14 protein-coding genes are annotated in these 15,579 nt (G+C 45.0%); 12 read left to right on the top strand and 2 right to left on the bottom strand.

The window, feature by feature from the left end; genetic code table 11:
- Nucleotides 1-6 precede the first annotated feature (6 nt).
- The 7 genes from JJ941_RS03575 to JJ941_RS03545 all read left to right on the top strand — a co-directional run bounded on the left by JJ941_RS03575 (nucleotide 7) and on the right by JJ941_RS03545 (nucleotide 7,620).
- Nucleotides 7-1,050, top strand: a complete 1,044-nt coding sequence (locus tag JJ941_RS03575) for a WG repeat-containing protein (protein WP_290962309.1) — start codon at nucleotides 7-9, stop codon at nucleotides 1,048-1,050.
- Between the two features lie 60 nt (nucleotides 1,051-1,110).
- Nucleotides 1,111-1,236 carry a hypothetical protein gene (locus JJ941_RS03570; protein ID WP_290962308.1) on the top strand — a complete coding sequence of 42 codons (126 nt, stop codon included), beginning with the start codon at nucleotides 1,111-1,113 and terminating at the stop codon, nucleotides 1,234-1,236.
- 197 nt (nucleotides 1,237-1,433) lie between these two features.
- The gene (locus JJ941_RS03565; protein WP_290962307.1) at nucleotides 1,434-2,132 is read left to right on the top strand and encodes a hypothetical protein; all 699 of its coding nucleotides are present in this window, start codon (nucleotides 1,434-1,436) and stop codon (nucleotides 2,130-2,132) included.
- 139 nt (nucleotides 2,133-2,271) lie between these two features.
- Nucleotides 2,272-2,793: a TspO/MBR family protein gene (locus JJ941_RS03560; protein WP_290962306.1), complete on the top strand. Its 522-nt coding sequence runs from the start codon at nucleotides 2,272-2,274 to the stop codon at nucleotides 2,791-2,793.
- A gap of 15 nt (nucleotides 2,794-2,808) precedes the next feature.
- Complete coding sequence (locus tag JJ941_RS03555) at nucleotides 2,809-3,363, top strand: DUF427 domain-containing protein (RefSeq protein ID WP_290962305.1); 555 nt, start codon at nucleotides 2,809-2,811, stop codon at nucleotides 3,361-3,363.
- Nucleotides 3,364-3,434: 71 nt separating this feature from the next.
- Nucleotides 3,435-5,477 (top strand): S9 family peptidase, encoded by a 2,043-nt coding sequence (locus JJ941_RS03550; RefSeq protein ID WP_290962304.1) that lies wholly within the window; start codon nucleotides 3,435-3,437, stop codon nucleotides 5,475-5,477.
- 115 nt (nucleotides 5,478-5,592) lie between these two features.
- On the top strand, nucleotides 5,593-7,620 hold the full coding sequence (locus tag JJ941_RS03545; RefSeq protein WP_290962303.1) for a monovalent cation:proton antiporter family protein: 2,028 nt from the start codon (nucleotides 5,593-5,595) through the stop codon (nucleotides 7,618-7,620).
- A 116-nt stretch (nucleotides 7,621-7,736) separates the two neighbouring features.
- Here the strand turns inward: JJ941_RS03545 and JJ941_RS03540 are convergent, their stop codons facing one another.
- The gene (locus tag JJ941_RS03540; protein ID WP_255131611.1) at nucleotides 7,737-8,150 is read right to left on the bottom strand and encodes a DUF1761 domain-containing protein; all 414 of its coding nucleotides are present in this window, start codon (nucleotides 8,148-8,150) and stop codon (nucleotides 7,737-7,739) included.
- A 219-nt stretch (nucleotides 8,151-8,369) separates the two neighbouring features.
- Here JJ941_RS03540 and deoC point away from each other — a divergent pair, with 219 nt between their 5' ends.
- The 5 genes from deoC to JJ941_RS03515 all read left to right on the top strand — a co-directional run bounded on the left by deoC (nucleotide 8,370) and on the right by JJ941_RS03515 (nucleotide 13,501).
- Entirely contained in the window at nucleotides 8,370-9,269 is a 900-nt protein-coding gene (gene deoC, locus JJ941_RS03535; protein WP_290962302.1) for a deoxyribose-phosphate aldolase, read from the top strand.
- A 47-nt stretch (nucleotides 9,270-9,316) separates the two neighbouring features.
- On the top strand, nucleotides 9,317-10,819 hold the full coding sequence (locus JJ941_RS03530; RefSeq protein WP_290962301.1) for an aldehyde dehydrogenase family protein: 1,503 nt from the start codon (nucleotides 9,317-9,319) through the stop codon (nucleotides 10,817-10,819).
- A gap of 17 nt (nucleotides 10,820-10,836) precedes the next feature.
- On the top strand, nucleotides 10,837-11,706 hold the full coding sequence (locus JJ941_RS03525) for an aldehyde dehydrogenase family protein (protein ID WP_290962300.1): 870 nt from the start codon (nucleotides 10,837-10,839) through the stop codon (nucleotides 11,704-11,706).
- 4 nt (nucleotides 11,707-11,710) lie between these two features.
- Nucleotides 11,711-12,256 carry an SPOR domain-containing protein gene (locus tag JJ941_RS03520; RefSeq protein ID WP_290962299.1) on the top strand — a complete coding sequence of 182 codons (546 nt, stop codon included), beginning with the start codon at nucleotides 11,711-11,713 and terminating at the stop codon, nucleotides 12,254-12,256.
- A gap of 102 nt (nucleotides 12,257-12,358) precedes the next feature.
- Nucleotides 12,359-13,501 carry a PP2C family protein-serine/threonine phosphatase gene (locus tag JJ941_RS03515; RefSeq protein ID WP_255131769.1) on the top strand — a complete coding sequence of 381 codons (1,143 nt, stop codon included), beginning with the start codon at nucleotides 12,359-12,361 and terminating at the stop codon, nucleotides 13,499-13,501.
- A gap of 26 nt (nucleotides 13,502-13,527) precedes the next feature.
- Here the strand turns inward: JJ941_RS03515 and tkt are convergent, their stop codons facing one another.
- On the bottom strand, nucleotides 13,528-15,522 hold the full coding sequence (gene tkt, locus JJ941_RS03510) for a transketolase (RefSeq protein WP_290962298.1): 1,995 nt from the start codon (nucleotides 15,520-15,522) through the stop codon (nucleotides 13,528-13,530).
- Between the last annotated feature and the right edge of the window lie 57 nt (nucleotides 15,523-15,579).

Here is a 15,579-nt window from a genome sequence, read left to right as displayed (position 1 = left end):
AAAATCATGAAACGATTATTACTACTGCTCACATTTGCGATCACGCTTACATCCTGTGACCTCGTAAACTCTGTAACCGGCAACGATGATGATAATGCCGTAAAGTTATATCCCGTTTTGGTTGACGGAGACTGGGGATATATCAATCAGCAGGGCGAAATTATACTGGAACCGGATTTCCAAAATGCGGGTGATTTCCATGAAGGCCTTGCTGTTGTGCGCGAGTCCTGGGGCTGGAAATACATCAACGCCAAAGGGGAAATTAAAATTGAGGGGAATTTCAATAACATTCGCCGCTTTTCAGGTGGCAAAGCTGCCGTTCAGTTTGATGGTCGCTGGGGATATATAAACTCATCCGGAAATTTTGTGATCAACCCGAAATTCCGTGGTGCTTCCCGGTTTTCTGACGGGCGCGCTTTTGTACGCAGCGTTGACTACAGAGAGTTCTACTACATCGATGAAAACGGAGAACGAATTGAATCGGTGGACCTCCCCGATGACATGGATTATGTGGAAGAAAATGAATTTCGCAATGGCCGCGCCATGGTTCGGGATGATGATTTGTACGGCTATATAGATAAATCCGGGAATACCATCGTAGATTTCAAATATGCGGAAGCACGGCCTTTTTCCAATCAGCTTGCTGCCGTCCGAATTAGCGACCGCTGGGGATTTATTGCCAACAACGGTGAGGTTTCCATTTCCCCTCAGTTTATAAGCGTGGGCGATTTTGGTAACGGACTAGCCCCCGCCCGCTCAAGCTCTAACTCTTTCGGATATATCAACAAATCCGGGGAATTTGTGATTGAGGAACAATTTGAACAAGCCGGTACGTTCTCCGAAGAACGCGCCCCGGTTATGATCAACAACAAATGGACGTTCATCGATAAATCAGGTAATCGGATTACCTCTCCCAAGTTTGATGAGGTGAAGCCTTTTTACAATGGACTGGCAAGAGTAACCATCTACGTTCCGGTTGAAGACGAAATTGAGGAGAATTACGGATATATCAACAAATCAGGGGATTATGTCTGGTTTCCAACCCGCTAATTTCGGCTTCTTTTGTAACAAACCGGACTTTTTAACCTCCTGTATAAAAAAAGAACAGCCATGATTTCAGAACAAATAATATCCGACTACTCTGAACAGGAAAGTGATACTACCGAAAAGATCATGAGAGCTAAAATTGCCCTTTTATTCATTTCGGTGGCAGCTTTGGTTTTTTTCTCCATCTAAGTGTACCACTGGTTGATATTCTCTTGCAGTTTTCATGAACTCTGTGCTCATCCTTGTCATATGTAGTACCGGATATATTGAAGGGCTGTTATTTAATTTGACATCTTTGATCTTCGTCAGGAACATTTTAATTCTTTCGAAGTTTCAATACATTAACTCACAAAGAAAGCATTTAAAACTCATCTAAATCTATTACTATGAAAAATTTTAAAATTATTTTCCATCCTATTTTTCTGGCCGTGCTATTATTCTCAGCGGCATGTTCAACAAACAATAGCGATAAGTCCCCTACTATTGACATAAACTTTACTACAAATACCAGCACCTCCGGCTTATCTAAAGCCTCAACTCAAAACCTCGCAAACTCTCTCACATTCTCCACCGGAACGATAACACTGACTCAAATTCAGTTTGAAGTGGAGAGCGATGAAAATGACTCTGTTGAAGTAAATATTGAGCAAATAGTAGAAATCGATTTTGCTACAGGAGAAACAACTCCTGATTTAAGCAGTCTCGAATTGCCCGTTGGCACTTTTGTTGAAAGCCGGGTTGAACTTGAACTTCTTGATGAAAATGACAACCCATCAGTAGTTATTGAAGGTACTTTTGAAGATAGTAATGGGGAGTCTCACCCAATCCGATTTGAGTTTAACTCAGGCGAAACATTTGAAGTAGAAAGAGAAGGCACCGTAACTTTTGATTCCGGCATGAACGTTATTGCACAAGTCACCTTTGATCCTATCGTATGGTTTGCCGATGTTAGTGTCGGTATGCTGGAAGATGCAACAAAGAATAATGCTGGTGTAATTGTAATTAGTGAAACCAGCAACAGCGATATCTTTGATACTGTTGCTGATGGACTGGACCTGGCTACAGAAGTAGAGATTCAATTGTAGTTTTGATTTTAAAAGGGGAGAATTATTCTCCCCTTATTTCTTTTCAGATGAATGAGTATCAATTAGCTTAACACTGGTTTCTGAACAATACTTGGTGGCAGTAACAAAAAGACGAGTTGGAACTTAATTGAGTTCTTCCATGTCTATAGTTAAAAAATTTCCCCTGCCACCTAAATTTATTATTGTGAAAATTCCATTCTGGGCCAAAGTAATATTCGGTATTCTTGCCTGTAATGCAGTCGGGCTGGCTGCAAGCGGGGTAACCTTACCGGCAATCACCACCTGGTATGCAGATCTGAACAAGCCCTTCTTTAATCCACCCAATTGGTTATTCGGGCCGGTGTGGACTACGCTTTACACCTTGATGGGAGTGGCGGCCGCAGGTGTTTGGGAGGAAGGATTTTCAAAACCGCCCGTAAAATCTGCCCTTACAGTTTTTGGAGTACAACTATTACTGAACGGACTATGGTCATTTCTTTTCTTCGGTCTCCAATCTCCACTTATTGCTTTCATCGAGATAATCCTCTTACTTTTTTTCATTGTACTGACTTTTAAAAAATTCAGAGAAATAAAATGGTGGACCGGTTGGCTTTTAGTACCTTACCTCCTGTGGGTGGCTTTTGCTGCTATCCTCAACCTTTTTATAGTTGTACTTAATTAACTTTTAAAAAAATCAATGACAGACCTTCCAAGTTGGGCTAAATCGGGGCAATCACAGTGGAAGTATTACGGGCAAAAACGGCCTGAATTCGCTCATAAACCCAAAGAAGGACAAGAATCGGTGTGGGATTATCCACGCCCGCCAAAAGTCGACCCTGATTCTCGGGAAGTACTGATCATTTTTGCCAATAAAATCATTGCCCGAAGTACCCGCGCCATCCGGATCTTGGAAACAGCAAGTCCGCCAACTTTCTACATCCCTCCCTCCGATCTGAATTCAAAATACCTGGTTAAAGCGAAGGGAGAATCCAAATGTGAATGGAAAGGGGAAGCGATTTACTGGGATGTTGTTGTGGATGATGAGAAGGCTATTCGGGCTGCCTGGTCTTACCCTAAACCATTCGCCGACTTCACCAAAATTAAAAGTCATTTGGCTTTTTACCCCTCCAAAGTTCATTGTTATGTAGATGGTGAACATGTAAAGCCACAGCCCGGAGGATTCTATGGCGGATGGATAACCCGCGAAATAGTCGGACCGGTTAAAGGGGAATCGGAAGAGACCTATTTGTAAAGTATTTTCAAATGTTTTTAGAACTGCGCGGAAGCAATTATTTTCCGCCATCCCAATAACCAATTACAGCCATGATGATGAAACGAACCGTCACCCTTGCACTGCTTATTTTTTCCTTTCTGAGCTTATCCGTTACCGCTCAGGTAGATGAATCTCATTTCGATTATATGGATATATTTGACCTGCAAATGGTCAGTAGTCCGGCGATTTCCCCTGATGGAAATACTATCATTTACGAACGCCACCAGTTTGATGTAATGAGCGACCGGCGTTTTGTGAACCTGTGGAGTATTTCGTTTTCCGGAGAGAACCACCACCCCCTTACTTCAGGAACAAGTTCTTACGGGAATGTGACCTGGTCGCCAAGCGGAGATCGCATTGCCTATACGTCATCGGAAGAAGGCTCAAACCAGATTTTTGTACGCTGGATGAACTCCGGCGAAACGGCCTCCATCACTAACCTGACTGAGAGTCCGGGAAATTTGAGCTGGTCGCCCGATGGCAGCATGATTCTTTTTTCTAAATTTGTGCCTGGCACTTCTTCTGTGGTGAAAACTGATATCCCTGCTCCACCTTCCGGAGCAAAGTGGGAACAGTCGGCACAAGTTATAGACAAAGTAGTCTACCGACGAGATGGCGGCGGGTATGTAAAGGATGGGAATTCCCACATTTTTGTAATCTCAGCTGATGGAGGCGCTCCTCGTCAGTTAACTTCAGGAGATTATGATCACGGTTCCGGATCCTGGACATCAGATGGAAATATCATTTTTACGGCAGATCGTTCAGGAAATGCAGATTTGGATCCCAACAATGAGCAAATCTACGAAATGAATATTGAGACCGGAGCCATGACAAAGATCACGGATAAGCGAGGTCCACATAGCAGTCCAAAAGTTTCTCCGGATGGAAAGCTTATTGCCTATACCGGCTTTGAAGATAAATTCCTGGGATACCAGCTTACTGATTTATATGTGATGAATCGAAACGGCTCAAACCTGAGAAAAATCTCACAGAAAGTAGCCAATGATATTTCTTCTGTTACATGGGCGAAAGACAGCAAATCTTTGTTTTTCAGGTACAACGAAGAGGGCGTTGCAAAAGTTGGAAACATAAAATTAAATGGAGATTACAGTGCAGTAGCAGCTGACCTTTCCAGCACAACCATTGGTCGGCCATACAGCGGAGGCTCTTACTCTGTAGCAACAAACGGCCGTATTGCCTTTACCACCGGAACCGCAACTCAGCCCGCAGAACTTAGTGTAGGTCACTTTCCAACCCGTATGCAAAACCGTACCCTCACTAATTTGAATGCACAATTCCTGAAATCGAAAACCCTCGGACAAGTTGAAGAGTTTTGGGTGAATTCCTCGGTAGATGATTTCAGAGTTCAGGGATGGATCATTACCCCTCCTGACTTTGATCCAAACGATCAATACCCAATGATTCTCGAAATTCATGGCGGACCTCATACTGCATATGGGCCTCAATTCTCTCCTGAGTTACAGTTAATGGCAAGCCGTGGGTATGTAGTCGTGTACACCAATCCCCGAGGAAGTACCAGTTACGGCGAAGAATTTGCAGCATACATCAATCACAACTATCCCAGTGAAGATCACAACGACTTGATGGACGCAGTAGATTACGTGATCGATCAGGGATATATCAATGTAAATAACTTATTCATCACCGGAGGAAGTGGTGGCGGAGTACTTAGCTCATGGGCCATCGGTAAAACAGATCGTTTTAAAGCAGCGGTGGTGGCAAAACCGGTTATAAACTGGTACAGTTTTGTTCTTACAGCGGACGGATCTCCCTTCTTCAGTAAATATTGGTTTACCAAAAAGCCGTGGGAAGATCCTGAACAATACCTGGAGCGATCTCCTATTTCGTTGATGGGCAATGTCACAACTCCTACCATGCTGCTTACCGGCGAGCAGGACTATCGAACTCCAATGAGCGAAACCGAGCAATACTACGCTGCCCTAAAACTACAGGGTGTTGATGCCGCCATGGTTCGAATTCAGGGCTCAGGCCATGGAATCGCCTCCAAACCAAGCAACCTCTTTCGAAAAGTAGCATACATTGTTGGCTGGTTTGATAAGTATAGAGAATAGCTGACGGCATTCAGATTTCAGCTGTTGGTTTTGTGCTAAAACTGACAGCTGATAATCAGAAATTCATTTTACATTTAGTTCCATTCAATTCAAAAAGCTTTAAAGTCTTTCATACATGCTCTTTGCAGTAAGTCTTCCCTTCCTAAATGAAATCGTTGCGCTCTTTCTCGTAAGCGTATTGATTGCCTACATATGCTATCGAATAAAGCTGGTGCCTATCGCCGGTTTTTTGATTGCCGGTGTGATTATAGGCCCCAATGCCCTTGGCTTGGTTCAGGACCAGGAATTGGTGGATATGCTTGCGGAAATTGGGATTATCTTACTGCTTTTTACAATCGGGATTGAGTTTAGCCTCGAAAAACTCTCCCGGATTCGGAACGCAATTTTTGTAGGTGGTGGGCTGCAGGTTTTGCTGACGGTAGCGGCTGTAGTCGGCATCCTTTTCTTTTTTGGGGTTGATTGGAAAGTAGGCATTTATACCGGCTGTCTCGTAGCCTTGAGCTCCACGGCCATCATCCTCGGGCTTTTCAGTGAACAGGGAAAAACCGATACACCTGTAGGACGGTTATCTCTGGCCGTTTTGATATTCCAGGATTTGGCTATTATTGCCATGGTATTGCTCGTCCCTATCCTATCCGGACAGAGCGATTCTATGACCGACCTGTTCTTCGTTCTCGGAAAAGCTGTTTTATTGATTGCCGTTGTGGTTCTCTTGGCTCGAAAAGTGGTTCCCTGGATATTAGAAAAAGTAGCCCAAACACGCCGTCAAGAACTCTTTTTGCTCACCGTGATTGCCATTTGTTTTGGCACGGCTGCACTTACCAATCTTGCAGAAGTCAGTCTTGCACTGGGAGCGTTCTTAGCCGGACTGGTAGTAAGTGAGAGCCATTACAGTGATCACGCCATTAGCGAGATCCTTCCTCTTAAAACCATTTTTAATGCGGTTTTCTTTGTCTCCGTAGGGATGCTGCTGGATTTACAGTTTGTCATCGAACATCCATTGCTGTTACTTGGTGTTGCAGCCGGTGTTCTTTTGCTGAAATTTATTCTGAGTTCTGTCAGTTTACTCACCCTTGGCTATCCCGTTCGGATAGCAGCGGCCTCCGGTATTGTGCTGGCCCAAATCGGTGAATTTTCTTTTGTTCTGGAACGAGCCGGACGTGTAACTGGTCTTACTCCCGGTGGTTTTGGTGAGGTAGGCTCACAAACTTTCATAGCCGTTTCTGTTTTATTGATGCTCCTCACACCGCTCTTTCTTCACATCAGTCCCAATATTGGTAACCTGCTGGCCAAAACACCTTTAAAACATATCGGACAGAAAAGGAAAGAATCTGCAGAAGAAGACGATCTCACTGACCTGGAAGACCATGTGATCATTGTTGGTTATGGTCCTGCAGGCCGAAACCTTGCCCGTGTATTGCGCGAATCCGGCATCCCTTATATTGTGATTGAGATGAATCCGAAATCTGTAAATGAGATGCACGATAATGATATCCCGGCTATTTACGGAGACGCATCTCGTACTCATATTCTTGAACATGCTCAGGTTTCCAAAGCCAAATTGTGTGTCATAGCTATTAACGATCCTTCCATCAGTCCGCGGATTATCAAGCTGGCGAATTACATCAACCCTACCATTCAGGTGATTGTGAGAACCCGATATCTTTCAGAAGCCGATTTCCTTGAAAAAGCCGGTGCCGACATTGTTGTTCCCGAAGAGATGGAAACCACCGTACGTCTGTTCTCCAACGTATTGAAGGCATACATGATCCCTGATGAAGAAATTGAGCAGCACATCAGAGAGTTAAGGGCTGAGGATTATGAAATTATGCGCGGGAGCATACAGGAGGCGCACTTAATGGTACTTCAGGGACTCGATGAAGAAGGGTTACATACTCGTGCCGTAATAGTTCGGGAAGGCTCTTTTGCAGCAGGAAAAACACTGGCTGACCTGAAGCTCAGAAATAAATATGAAATTACGGTATTGACGGTTAATCGCGGTGAAAAGAACGTTGGAAATCCGTCCGGAGATTTTAAACTGCAACCGGGCGACCGCCTTGTTATGGTTGGACTGGCCACCCGTTTTGCAGATGCAGCAGAAATATTCCGGGAGCCGGAAAACCCACTGGAATTTGAGGAGTAGGGTTGTTCAGCTATCAGCTATCAGCTATCAGAGTTTGTTCATTTCAGTGGCTTAAACTAATTAAATTATCAATTCACTGTCAGCTGAAGTCTGAAATCTGATAGCTTAAACAGCCCCTACTTCCAAGCGCCTAATATCAGGCCCATCAGGGTAAAGACGACAATCCAGAAACTGCCATTTATAAAAATGTAGGTCCAGGATTTTTGCTCATACAAAGCATTCACCCCTAATGCGGTAGCTACCCACCCGAAACCGGTTAAAAAGCCATAAAAAGCTCCATTGCTGCCATTAATCATATCAGCCGAGGCCGGATCTCCGTAAAAAAACATAGCCAGGCAAAAGGCCATAATGAATTGAAAGATCAGCGTGACTCCGAATATTTTAGCCATATTTCCATTTTCAGCATCTTCTTCGGTCATACCGACTGCTTCCATCCATTTCTTCCCAAACAAGGGTCCATACCACACAAACCCGATTGCAAAACCAACAAGTGAGGCGGCTACTACAGCCAGCCAATTAATTGCAGACATTTCCATTTATTCTACCTCATTTTATTAATGTTATTTTGACTATTACCTATCCCGGGCTCTCTATTACCTCATGAGCCTCAGCCAATTAACAAAAATTATGTTTCTGGCACAATTCTTACCTACAAATGAAATCCCGAATATTCACCTTTACAGGATCAAGCTTTTGCTTAAGATTTCTTACCTTCTGCCTCACAGTTACTAACGACCAAAATTAACAGTATGAAGTATCCTGATTTCAACCAAACCGTTCCCATCGATCATGTAGGTGTGGAAGAACGTGTTTCCAGGTTGAATAAGCGCAGCATCAAGAAAGATTCCAAAATACAGGCGCTTAAAATGGCGCTCAGTATGATTGATTTAACTACGCTGGAGGGTAAAGATTCACCCGGCAAAGTCATTCAACTTTGTCAAAAAGCGAAGCAGCCCCACCCGGCTGTTCCAGATCTGCCGACCGTAGCTGCCATTTGTGTATATCCAAGCATGGTTTCTGTGGCAAAAAATGCCCTCAAGGGAACCGATATTAATGTAGCCAGCGTTGCTACTGCTTTCCCAAGCGGCCAGTCTCCCCTTTCCATGAGATTAGAAGACACTAAATTTGCTGTTTCTGAGGGAGCCGATGAAATTGATATGGTCATTAGCCGCGGTGCTTTTCTGAATGGAGAGTATCAGCTGGTTTTTGATGAAATAGCGGCCGTAAAAGAAGCTTGCGGAGAAGCGCACCTGAAAGTGATCCTTGAGACGGGAGAACTTCACACCTACGAAAATGTGCGCAAAGCCAGCGATATTGCTATGCATGCCGGTGCCGACTTCATTAAAACCTCAACGGGTAAAACAAGTCCGGCAGCAACACAGCCCGTAACTCTTGTAATGCTGGAAGCCATTCGTGATTTCTACTACGATACCGGCAAAATGATCGGCATGAAACCCGCCGGTGGAATCAGAACCGCGAAACAAGCCATCCAATATTTAGTTATAGTAAAAGAAACACTGGGTGCCGACTGGTTGAACAAGGATTATTTCCGCTTCGGAGCCAGTTCGCTAACCAACGACCTATTGATGCAAATTGTAAAGCAACAAACAGGCCATTATCAATCACTGGATTATTTCAGCAACGATTAATCGGGATTGAACGGCCTTAAAAGAACTTGAATTAAGTACCAACTACTATGTCTGACACGGAAACTAAAGAAGCTCCTTACAAACCCACTTCACCGAATTCGAAACTGGATTTTGAGTCTGTTTGGGAATATGCCCCGGCACCTCAAACCTCGGACTTTGTTGAGGTAAAGGAGCGCTATGATCTTTTCATTGGCGGGAAATTTGTAAAGCCATCCAAAGGCCGATACTTCAAGAGTACCAACCCGGCTACCGAAGAGGAAATCACAGAATTTGCTGAAGCAACCCAGAAGGATGTGGACAAAGCCGTGAAAGCTGCCCGAAAAGCTTTTGAGGGTGAGTGGTCAAGGATTTCAGCCAAAGAAAGAGGCAAGTATATCTACCGTATCGCCCGGATGATACAGGAGCGTGCCCGTGAATTTGCCGTCCTGGAATCGATGGATGGAGGAAAGCCCATCCGCGAATCCCGGGATGTTGACATTCCTTTAGTTGCCGCTTATTTCTTCTACTATGCCGGCTGGGCAGATAAACTCGAGTATGCCTTCCCGGGAAGAAAACCCAAACCCCTTGGCGTATGCGGACAAATTATCCCATGGAATTTCCCCTTGCTGATGCTGGCCTGGAAGATTGCCCCTGCCCTTGCTTGTGGAAATACTGTTGTTCTTAAACCTGCCGAGACTACCTCACTGACAGCGCTTAAGTTTGCGGAACTGGTTCGGGATTGCGGGCTGCCTGACGGCGTTGTAAATATCGTTACCGGTGCAGGACAAACCGGGGCAGAAATTGTCAATCATAAAGATATTGATAAAGTAGCATTTACCGGCTCAACCCAAGTCGGGAAAATCATTCAAAAGTCCCTGGCCGGAACCGATAAAAAGTACACCCTTGAATTAGGTGGAAAAGGCGCATTGGTTATTTTTGAAGATGCCCCGATTGACCAGGCGGTGGAAGGTATTATTAACGCCATTTACTTTAACCAGGGGCACGTGTGCTGTGCCGGTTCCCGATTGCTGGTTCAGGAAGGTGTGGCTGATAAAGTAATCCAAAAACTGAAAGACCGGCTTGAAACATTGATCGTTGGTGATCCTCTGGACAAGAATACCGACATTGGTGCCATCAACTCTAAAGAGCAGTTTGAGACGGTAAATAAATACCTGGAACTCGGAGTAGATGAAGGTGCTGATATCTACCAAAGTAAATGTGAGATCCCCGAAAACGGTTATTTCATACGCCCTACCCTTTTCACCAATGTTTCACAATCGAATCGCGTGGTTCAGGAAGAAATTTTTGGGCCGGTGCTAACGGTGCAAACATTCCGCACGGCAGATGAAGGCATCGATAAAGCCAATAACACCCCCTATGGACTTGCAAGTGGTGTTTGGACCGATAAAGGCTCCAAGATTTTCCAAATGGGAAGCAAGATGAGATCCGGTGTTATCTGGGCGAATACCTACAACAAATTCGATCCTACTTCCCCTTTTGGCGGTTACAAAGAAAGCGGAGTTGGGCGCGAAGGCGGTCTCCACGGATTAGCAGCCTACACAAAAATTTAATTACTAAGCATTAGACCATGTCTGACACAAGAATTGACGTAAAGAAAACCTATAAGATGTATCTGGGCGGAAATTTTCCCCGCTCGGAATCCGGTCGTACTTATAAAGTTTATGACGGCGACAAAAACCTGCTGGCGAATGCCTGTCAGGGTTCAAGAAAAGACTTCCGCGATGCCGTAAAGATTGCCCGTGGCGCTTTTAACGGATGGAGTTCGCGCAGTGCCTACAACCGCGGACAGATTCTCTACCGCATTGCGGAGATGCTGGAAGACCGTCGTGATCAATTCATGAAAGAACTCGGCCCTATCGGTTTTAAAACGGCCGAGGCTGAAGCTGATATCAATGCCTCCATCGACCGCCTTATTTACTATGCCGGCTGGGCCGATAAATATCAGCAGGTTTTTGGCTCGATAAACCCGGTTGCGAGTTCACACTTTAACTTCAGTTTACTGGAGCCCACCGGTGTGGTAGCCGCTTTCGCTCCTGAAAAGAGCCCGCTTTTAGGCTTGGTTTCCGTCATTGCTCCGATCATTGTTGGAGGGAATACATGTGTAGTGCTTGCCTCAGAAGAATATCCCCTTCCCGCCATCAGCTTTGCTGAGGTGTTGAATTCTTCGGACGTACCGGGAGGTGTGGTAAACATACTTACCGGATTTCGTGAAGAATTATCGGAACATTTCAGTACCCATATGGATGTAAATGCCATGGTATATACTGATAAATTACCCCAGGAAATGAAGAAGAGTATTGATGAAAATGCTTCACTGAACGTGAAACGTATTGTAAATAAACCTATTGATGACTGGTATTCGGAAGAGGCTCAGTCTCCGTATTTCCTTACCAATTTCCAGGAAACGAAAACAACTTGGCACCCGGTTGGATTTTAAACCTATGATAAAATACTTCAGCTTTCTTACACTGCTACTTTTTGTGGTTGTCTCCTGCTCTACTACCGAGCAGGCTGTCAATGATACCATTGAAAATGCAAGAGAAAATTTCAGGTCAGAGAATGAGAAGCTTGTCTCTAACCTCAATCTGGAAAGTTATCGTACCCAGCTTTCTGATGCCTATGCATACCGGGAGAATAAAATTCCGGATGGCTTTAACCAGATTAAGGTTCAGCAAGAAGTAGAAAAAGATTTATACGAAGGCTATCGGGTGCAAATTTATTCCGGGCAAAGCGTGGTACAGGCAGATACGATGGCGGCAAACTTTCGCGCCTGGGCCGATACCACTATTGTAGGTTATCAGCCGGATACTTATACCTTCTTCCGTACTCCTTATTATCGAGTACATGTAGGTGATTTTCATGAACGGGACCGTGCTATTCTATTTTCCAATATCGTAAAACGATACTTCAGAGATGCCTGGGTGGTTTACGACCGCGTAAATCCCACCCGCGTACCGGCCGATACCACCGAGATTAAAACCCAATAGCTTCTCCAAATCTTCGGTAGCAAATAAATGCTGTTCAAATGCTAAACTTTTTAGTTATTATTACGAACAAGCGCTAAATACAAATTCAGATCAGTAATTGCCTTGGGTTTAAAAAACGAAGCACAGTCCGGCTACGGCACAAAGAAATTTTATCAGGAATATGTCTCCGGAATGAGTCGGGAAAGATTCTCGAAAGAACTCACGGCCGATACTGAACGCCTGAAGTTGGTTTATAAAGAAGCTGTCGAAGACATTGAGCGGCAGCAGGGACAGCAGCTTCCCGGGCACATCAAAATGCTGCGGTTGTTTTCTGATCTCGCCCAACGCCTCAACCCCACACGTCGCCTTATCTTTGGATTGGGTTCTGTAAGTTTTGTAGCCTATTACGTGCTCAACTTCCTGGATATCATACAGTATTTCCTGATTGGTGACCTGCTGCTTCCCTTTAGTTTTCTAAGCATGTTCATGCTGCTTTTAATTGAGCTTCTGGAGAAATCGGATGTGCAAAAAGAGATCGATTTGGCCCGGGAAATTCAGCTTAGCTTGCTTCCGGGAACATCCCTAAGTAAAGATAATCTTGAAGTATATTCATTTGCACATACGGCCAAGGAGGTCGGTGGAGACTACCTGGATGTGATCGAAACGGAAAAAGGAACCTACGTTGTGATAGCAGACGTTTCAGGTAAAGGGCTCAGTGCCGCCCTGTATATGGTTCGGCTACAGGCCTTGGTGAATTTGATTATCGAAAAGGATCATCCATCCCCTAAAGAGCTCTTTCTTCAGCTGAACAACTACATCAAAAGCAACAGCAAGGATAAAACCTTTGTTACCGGGTGTGCCGCCTTCTTCCCCAACGATGAGGACCATTTTGAGTATATCCGGGCCGGGCATAACATCCCTATCTACTACAACAAGGAACGCGACACTACTTTCAAACTGAAGGCCAACGGTTTTGCTTTGGGTATGGCCTCAACCAAGCTTCTGGATAAGAACCTCGAAGTGAAGAAATTTCATTTTAAACCCGGCGACTCTGTTCTATTCTACACAGACGGGCTCAATGAATCACGAAACGAGCGGGATGAAGAATACGGAGAAGAGCGCATCGAATCCCTGATGGAAATCTACGGCTCCCTTCACGCCAAAACCATTATCGGCAAAGTACAATCCTCATTGGAGGCCTTTATAGGCTCCGTAAGCCCCTTGGACGATGTAACTTTTACCTGTGTACATCGGCCTGAGAAGTAGCTTTACTTTTCGGGTGGCTGGCTGACTTATTTAGCCGCAGCCTCAACAATGGCATCTGTGGTTATGCCAAAATGTTCAAAGAGCTCTTCGTAAGGAGCTGACTCTCCAAAACTGTTCAATCCAATAGCCGTTCCTTCAGGCCCAATATAGCGTTCCCACCCAAAGGTAGCTCCCGCTTCAATGGAAATCCGGTTTGTAACAGCCTTTGGAAGCACAGATTCCTTGTATGAGGCGTCTTGCCTCTCAAACAGCTCCCAGCTTGGCATGCTCACTACACGTGCGTCTATGCCTTTGTCTGCCAGTTTAGCCTTGGCTTCTACTGCAAGGTGGAGCTCCGATCCGGTCCCAATCAGGATGGCATCCGGAATTTCTTTCTCAGCATCCGAATAAATGTAAGCACCTTTAGAAACCATGGATGCTGAATTCTCATCCGAACGGGATAATGTAGGCAAGTTCTGTCGGGTTAAGACCAGCAGCGTTGGCCCGGTCGTATTTTCCAAAGCTGCCTTCCATGCATGGGATGTCTCATTAGCATCACCGGGACGTAAAATGGTGATATTTGGCATCGCCCTCAGGCTGGCGAGGTGTTCCACGGGTTGGTGAGTCGGGCCGTCTTCGCCAAGGCCAATACTGTCGTGAGTTAACACAAATATCGACGGCACTTTCATCAAGCCGGCTAAACGTATGGCGGGGCGCATATAATCGGTAAACACAAAAAAGGTAGCACCGTAAGGAACTAGTCCACCGTGCAGCGCCATCCCATTTACAGCTGCTCCCATAGCGTGTTCCCGTACTCCGTAATGAATGGTTCTCCCCGTTGGGTTACCCGGCAGGTACGATCCGTATCCGTCAATGTCGGTTTTGGTACTTCCACCGAGATCTGCCGAACCTCCGAATAAGTTGGGTACAATTTCTTTGATGGCATTAATCACTTTGCCGGAAGCCGCACGACTTGCCATTCCTTTTGCATCTTCTTCAAATACCGGCAACTTCGATTCCAGATCAGAAGACAGGTCTCTGTTAACCCAAGCTTTGAATATCTTTCCTTCCTCGGTATAAGCTTTTTCATAGGCAGCTACTTCCTCTTTCCAGGCGTTTTCAGCTTCCTCTCCTTTCTCCTGTTCTTCTCTGAACTTTGCGAGAGCTTCTTCGGGAATGAAGAATTTTTTTTCGGGATCCCAACCGTACGCTTCTTTGGTAAGTTTAATTTCTTCCTCACCCAGTGGAGACCCGTGCGAGGACTCACTATCCTGCTTATTGGGGCTTCCGTACCCGATGTGAGTAGTACAAACAATGATCGAAGGCTTATCAGTTACTGACTGTGCTTCTTCGATTGCTGCTGTGATTTCATCATGATTATGCCCATCAATTTCTACTACGTGCCAGTTATAGGATTCAAATCGTTTGGGAACGTCTTCGGTAAAAGCAAGATCGGTAGATCCTTCAATCGAAATGCTGTTTGAATCGTACAGGTAAATCAACTTACCGAGGCCCATGTGTCCGGCCATCGATGCAGCTTCATGGGAAATTCCCTCCATCAAGTCACCATCACTAACAATAGCATAGGTGTAGTGATCTACAATGTTATGCCCTTCTTTGTTGAACTTTGCCGACATAAAATGCTCTGCCATTGCCATACCAACACCGGTTCCAAAACCCTGTCCCAAAGGACCGGTTGTAGTTTCAACTCCCGGTGTCATTCCATATTCAGGGTGGCCGGGCGTTATACTTCCCATCTGCCGGAAGTTTTTTATCTCTTCGAGGCTTACTTCATAACCTGTGAGATGCAGTAAACTGTAAATAAGCATCGACCCGTGCCCTGCTGAAAGAATAAAGCGATCGCGATCAAACCAGTCCGGATTTTTTGGGTTGTGCTTTAGAAATTTCGTCCACAGTACATAGGCTGCATCTGCCATGCCCATTGGCATGCCCGGGTGACCGGAATTCGCCTTTTCAACGGCATCTATAGATAAGGTTCGAATTGTATTTACACAGAGCTGGTCTAGTTTAGATGCAGGCATTTAATGATTTAGTAGAATGAAAATTGTGTTTTTTAAATCCTCACGAAGATAGGAAAA

This window comes from Gracilimonas sp. (assembly GCF_017641085.1).
GTDB lineage: Bacteria > Bacteroidota > Rhodothermia > Balneolales > Balneolaceae > Gracilimonas.
The sequence above is the reverse complement of the archived record's forward strand: the minus strand, read 5'-3'. Positions and strand labels throughout refer to the sequence as shown.